Source organism: Paludibaculum fermentans (genome assembly GCF_051172195.1).
Taxonomy (GTDB): domain Bacteria; phylum Acidobacteriota; class Terriglobia; order Bryobacterales; family Bryobacteraceae; genus Paludibaculum; species Paludibaculum fermentans_A.
Window position 1 is genome coordinate 1 of the sequence record NZ_JBPJAQ010000031.1, and the last position, 310, is coordinate 310.

1 protein-coding gene is annotated in these 310 nt (G+C 65.2%); it reads left to right on the forward strand.

All coding sequences use genetic code 11. The annotated features are described in order from the left end of the window. Positions 1 to 10: 10 nt before the first annotated feature. The coding region (locus ACR9Y2_RS40330; RefSeq protein ID WP_435047595.1) for a carboxypeptidase-like regulatory domain-containing protein at positions 11 to 310 on the forward strand (300 nt) is incomplete at its 3' end.

Genomic DNA, 310 nt, shown 5'->3' on the forward strand with positions numbered 1-310 from the left:
ACTGCTGTCTATCTCCGCTGTCCCATCGCCCGCCCGATCGCAATGCCAGGTCACGGGCCGTGTAATCGATCAACACGGAGCACCTGTGAAGTTCGCCACAGTTACGGCAATCCGCCTTCACCCGCTCGGCTTGGGACAGGCGGGTCCAACAGGCGGCGCAACCACGCAAACCGACGGCTCGTTCTGTCTCGCGGGCCTACCGCCGGGTGAGTACTTCCTTCACGCCTCGGCGCGCAGTCGCCCGCCCTCGGCCTCTCCGGCCTGCCTGGATTGCTGCTCATCCAGCCGCGAATTCCTGCCCGGTGAATAC